Source organism: Autumnicola edwardsiae (assembly GCF_031846505.1).
In the GTDB taxonomy this organism is placed as follows: Bacteria; Bacteroidota; Bacteroidia; order Flavobacteriales; family Flavobacteriaceae; genus Autumnicola; species Autumnicola edwardsiae.
The window spans coordinates 1-2718 of sequence record NZ_JAVRHP010000189.1; the positions used below are offsets into that span (position 1 = coordinate 1).

3 protein-coding genes are annotated in these 2718 nt (G+C 40.0%); 1 reads left to right on the forward strand and 2 read right to left on the reverse strand.

Annotated features, from left to right (window positions below; translation table 11 throughout):
• Together RM529_RS16775 and RM529_RS16780 are read right to left on the reverse strand one after the other, a co-directional pair.
• Positions 1–1025, reverse strand: a 1025-nt coding sequence (locus RM529_RS16775) for an AAA family ATPase (protein WP_311485896.1), incomplete at its 3' end; no start/stop codon positions are given.
• A gap of 2 nt (positions 1026–1027) precedes the next feature.
• Positions 1028–2245, reverse strand: a complete 1218-nt coding sequence (locus RM529_RS16780; protein ID WP_311485898.1) for an exonuclease SbcCD subunit D C-terminal domain-containing protein — start codon at positions 2243–2245, stop codon at positions 1028–1030.
• A 270-nt stretch (positions 2246–2515) separates the two neighbouring features.
• Here RM529_RS16780 and RM529_RS16785 point away from each other — a divergent pair.
• Positions 2516–2718, forward strand: a 203-nt coding sequence (locus tag RM529_RS16785; RefSeq protein WP_311485900.1) for a YciE/YciF ferroxidase family protein, incomplete at its 3' end; no start/stop codon positions are given.

Consider the following 2718-nt stretch of genomic DNA (forward strand, 5'->3'; position numbering starts at 1 on the left):
ATAAAGGTCGATATTTGCCTTTTTAGAGCATCGGCTTTTTCCATATTTTCCTTCTGCCTTTCCTCGTTATTTTTTAATTCATCTTTGGTTTTTAAAAGCTCTTTTTTTAACTGATTCCATTCCCTTAAATCATCAGAAAAATCCTGAACCTTTTCATGTTGCTTCAGTGGAAATCCGTGTTCTTTTTCGAAGGTTTTCAATTTCTCCAAAGCTTCAGATTTTTGAATTTCCAGCCGGGAAATTTCCTTTTTCTGCTTTTCAATATTCTCTTTGAGTTCCAGGGCTTTGTTCAGCGCTTCAATTTCCTTCTGAAAATTCTCGCAGGCACTCGTTTTCTTCTGAAATTGCTCTTTGCGGTTTTTCAGCATTTCTTCCTCAAGCAATTTCTGCTGAATAAGCTTTATTTCATTTTGCTGCTCCTGGATATCCTGGTTTACAGCTCGATTTTTTTCAAAGGCTTTAATTCCCAATTTTCGGTAAATTCCGGTGCCGGTGATCTTCTCCAGTAATTCCCCCCGCTCCTCCTTTTTAGCTTTTAAAAATTGCGCAAATTCGCCTTGCGCCAGCAAAACAGATTTTATAAACTGGTTATAATTTAACCCGATCAATTCTTCATTTTTCCCCGGAATATCTGATTTTTTTACGTCCAGAATCTTTCCCGAAGCTTCCTCCAGAATCTCCATTTCGTAATCCCTCAGGTTGTCATTGCGGTTCGTGGAAATACTCCATTGCGAGCGAAAATTGCCATTTTTACACTGATAAGTAACCGCTGCCAAGGCCTCCTTTTGATTGCGGGTAAGGATAGCACCTTTAGAAAGAATTTCATTCTTGGTGATCTTTCCCAGGCGGGGCACATGATTAAAGAGGGCCAGTGATATTACATCCAAAATTGTACTTTTTCCGCTGCCTGTTGGGCCTGTAATGGCGAACAAAGAACTGGAAATAAAGGGCGCCTCTGTAAAATCAATTTTGTGGCTGCCCTTCAGCGAATTTATATTTTGAAATTCAATTTTTAGGATCTTCATTTTTAATCGTTTTCGCTATTTTCAACTTCTTCCAATAATTCATCAAAGGCGGCAAGGATCTCATTTCTGGTTTGCTCGTCGTATTGATGCTCATCTACAAGTTTCGAAAAAACCTCCTTCGGTTTTAAATCTTCGAGCTGCTGTGCATTTTCATAAAGCGCACCGGCAGATTTTACCTGATTTTTAAAGGTCGCCCTGTGTTTTACAACTTCATAACCGGGAGTATTAAAATTAGTGACCAGCTCGTCGAGTAAATAGATTTTTGTCGCGTCATAGTTTTCCTCCTTCATTTCCACTTCAATTAAAGAATCGAGGTTTTGATGAGTTTCGAGAGCGCCAAGTTTAAACTGTAATTCCTCCACGGTTCCGGTTATTTTCAGTAATCTTCGGAAGGAGGGAACAGGAATATTTTCCGGGATCCAGCCGTTTTTAGAATCCAAAAGCAACACACGTTTATCGTCTTTTCTTTCGCTGAAGGAGAGCTGAAGGGGAGAACCGCTGTAATACGTAGGCACAGCAGCCGAGACTTTTTGCGGTTTATGAATGTGGCCAAGTGCGATATAACTGAAATATTCCCCAAACTGAAGCGAATTGAACGCCGCCTGATTCCCAATCTGGATGTCCCGTTCACTTTCTGAAGTTTCTGATCCTGCAGCAAATAAATGTCCCATGGCAAGAGCAGGAACAGTGGGGTATCTTTTTTGGCAAATATCGGCTGCCTGTGCAAAAATACCCTGAATTCCTCTCCTGATGGCTTCCAGCCGATCATTGTACGTATAGCCATCGTTGGCACTCCGCAAATCTGAATCCCGCAAATAGGGTAGTGCAGCGATTACAAGTTCTGGGGAACCTCCTTTTCCAGTTACAGGAATAATGGTATCTTCAAGGTGTTCAGGTAAACCGCCAATTACATGCATATCCAGCTCCCGCAGGATTTTTTTGGGAGCATCCAGCATCGCCGGGGAATCGTGGTTGCCTCCGGTAAGGATGATTTTGCAATCCAGTTTCCGAAGTTCCATAAGGGCTTTGTAATACTGTTTTCGGGCTTCCGAAGAAGGATTGGCAAGATCAAAAACATCTCCCGAGACGAGCAGGACATCTACCTTTTCCTTTTCAATGGTATTACAGAGCCAGTGAATAAAGAGCTCAAAATCCTGTGAAAGGTCGTGTTTATGTAATTTCTTACCAATATGCCAGTCGGCGGTATGGAGGATTTTCATGTAAATTTCAGCTTAAACGTAAGAGATTTTTCAGAAGCTGAAAGATATTGTTTATATGTTGTTCTATAAAGAAATGTACCTGATTCTTACCTCCAATTTTCGGCAAAAAAAGCTGGGAAGAAAATCCCTTAACACTTCATTCTTCTATGGGAGATTTTACAGGAAGTCGAATTTAATATAAATACAACAAAGTATTATTAAGCATTTAACTCTCACAGATGCTAATCGGAAGTAATTTTATACTGTAACCAATAATTAAAATAAACAGTTATGAAAAATTTGAAAGATTTGTTTGAACATCAATTAAAGGACCTTTATAGTGCAGAATCTCAGTTAATAGAGGCCTTACCTAAAATGGCAAAAACCGCGAGCGACGATAAATTAAAGAAAGCTTTTGAAAGCCACCTGGAAGAGACCAAGGAACATCAAAAGCGGATTAAGGAAATTTGTGAAGAACTTGGGATCAAGCCTAC

Coding starts and splice junctions, on each gene's coding strand:
- RM529_RS16780 (WP_311485898.1), bottom strand. CDS start 2,245: ATGAAAATCCTCCATACCGCCGACTGGCATATTGGTAAGAAATTACAT.